The 2,174-nt window shown below is 71.6% G+C and carries 3 protein-coding genes; all 3 read left to right on the top strand.

Going from position 1 to position 2,174, the window contains the following annotated elements:
* The first annotated feature begins 59 nt into the window (after positions 1–59).
* Complete coding sequence (locus WA805_RS08100; protein ID WP_424558719.1) at positions 60–755, top strand: response regulator; 696 nt, start codon at positions 60–62, stop codon at positions 753–755.
* Positions 756–805: 50 nt separating this feature from the next.
* Entirely contained in the window at positions 806–1,249 is a 444-nt protein-coding gene (locus WA805_RS08095; protein ID WP_422341219.1) for a pyridoxamine 5'-phosphate oxidase family protein, read from the top strand.
* On the top strand, positions 1,233–2,174 hold a 942-nt coding region (locus tag WA805_RS08090; RefSeq protein ID WP_425242022.1), incomplete at its 3' end, for an acetyl-CoA hydrolase/transferase C-terminal domain-containing protein. The genes WA805_RS08095 and WA805_RS08090, both read left to right, overlap by 17 nt.

Genomic DNA, 2,174 nt, shown 5'->3' with positions numbered 1-2,174 from the left:
CGAGACCGTTCGATATAAGGAAGGTCCCGTAACCGGCGACGAACGGTCAGGTGGTCGCGATGACAAGCCAAGACGGCGACGGCAGGCAGATCGCGGTGTTCCTGCTGGATGACCACGAGGTAGTCCGCAGGGGAGTGCGCGACCTGCTCGAGGCCGAGCCGGACATCCGGGTGGTCGGCGAGGCGGGCACCGCGTCGTCCGCGCTGGCCCGCATCCCGGCGCTGCGCCCCGACGTGGCCGTGCTCGATGTGCGGCTGCCGGATGGCGATGGCGTCACGGTGTGCCGGGAGATCCGGTCCCGGATGCCTGAGGTGGCGTGCCTGATGCTGACCTCGTTCGGCGACGACGAGGCGCTGTTCGACGCGATCATGGCCGGGGCGGCCGGATACGTGCTGAAGCAGATCCGCGGTACCGACCTGGTCGGCGCGGTGCGCACCGTGGCCTCGGGGGAGTCGATGCTGGACGCCCGCGCGGCCGGGCAGGTGATGGCCAGGCTTCGTGACCAGTCGCACAAGCGCGACCCGCTTGCCGGGCTCACCCCGCAGGAGCGGAGGATCCTGGAGCTGATCGGCGAGGGGCTGACGAACCGGCAGATCGGCGAGCGGATGTTCCTCGCTGAGAAGACCGTGAAGAACTACGTGTCCGCGCTGTTCGCCAAGCTGGGCATGGAGCGCCGCACGCAGGCAGCCGCCTACGCGGTGCGCGTGTTCGACGAGCGTGACGGGGCTGGGCACGGCGGAAGCCCTGCCGATTAGGGACCTTAGTCTCTCGGCCCGGCGTTCCTGTCGCGGGCATCCTGCTTGCCATGGACGTTAACGGCTCGGTGCTCGAGCATCTGTCACGAGACGAGTGCATGCGGCTGATGGGCTCGGTGCCCGTCGGCCGGATCGTCTACACCAGGCAGGCGCTGCCCGCCGTGGAGCTCGTCAACTTCGCGCTGGACGACGGCGACATCATCATCAGGACGGACGCCGGCGGCAAGCTCGCCGCCGCGACCCGCGGCGCCGTGGTGGCGTTCGAGGCCGACAGCCTGGACGTCACCGGGCATGCCGGCTGGAGCGTCACCGTCGTCGGGCACGCCACGGCGGTGACCGACCGCGAGGAGATCCGCCGCCTGGAGCAGCTCCCGCTCACCCCATGGGCGCCGGGAAAGCGCGACCACTTCGTCCGGATCTCGTCGGTGATCGTGAACGGCCGGCGGATCGAGGCCGGGCAGTTGGCGCGAGGCAGCGATGCGCGTCCTATCTGAACGCAGGCTCGCGGTAGAGCTCGGCGCGCTGGCCGGCACCCCGCGGGTCGTGGCCGGCGGCAACTACGCCACCCCGTGGCGGGCCCTGTCGGTGCTCGACGGGACGGTAGCGCGGTACCGGCTGTTCGCGCTGAACGCGCAGGCCGGGATGCCGGACCGGGACGGCGTGACGTTCGAGTCGCCGTTCGTAGGGCCGGGCATGCGCGGACACGGCCGGCTCCGCTACTTCCCCTGCCGGCTGTCGCTGGTGCCGTCGCTGCTGGCTACCGCCCTGCCGCCGGACGTCGTGCTGGTGCAGACGTCGGTGCCATCTGACGGCACCGTGTCGCTCGGTACCGAAGTGAACGTGCTGCCCGCGGCGATCGAAGCCGCCAGGGCTCGCGGCGGGCTGGTCGTCGCGCAGCTCAACCCCCGCGTCCCGTACACCTACGGGGATTCGGTGCTGCCCTGCGACGTCATCGACTACGCGATCGAGGCGGAGGCGCCGCTGCAGGCGTTGGCGCCGCGGCCCGCGACCGAGGTCTCCGCGGGTATCGCCAGTCGGGTGGCCGCGCTTGTCGGCGACGGTGCGACGCTGCAGCTCGGCATCGGCGCGGTGCCTGACGCCGTGCTGGCCGGGCTGCACGACAGGCGCGGGCTGGCCGTGTGGTCAGAGATGTTCAGCGACGGCGTGCTCGGCCTGGCCAAGACGGGCGCGCTGGACCCGGCGCGGCCGGTGACCGCCTCGTTCGCGTTCGGCAGCGCCGACCTGTACGCCTGGCTGGACCGCAACCAGGACGTGCGGATGCTGCGGACCGAGACGGTGAACGACCCGGCGCGGATCGCGCGCCAGCGGCGCATGGTCTCGGTGAACAGCGCGCTCCAGGTCGACCTGCTCGCGCAGGCGAACGCGACGTGGGCCGGCGGGCGGATCCACTCCGGGTTC

Origin of the sequence: Trebonia sp. (genome assembly GCF_049794275.1) — a bacterium.
GTDB lineage: Bacteria > Actinomycetota > Actinomycetes > Streptosporangiales > Streptosporangiaceae > Trebonia.
This window is presented reverse-complemented; position numbering and strand designations above follow the sequence as displayed.

Bases quoted from the DNA above. Each gene is read 5' to 3' on its own strand.
- WA805_RS08100 (WP_424558719.1), top strand. From the start codon at position 60: ATGACAAGCCAAGACGGCGACGGCAGGCAGATCGCGGTGTTCCTGCTG.
- WA805_RS08095 (WP_422341219.1), top strand. From the start codon at position 806: ATGGACGTTAACGGCTCGGTGCTCGAGCATCTGTCACGAGACGAGTGC.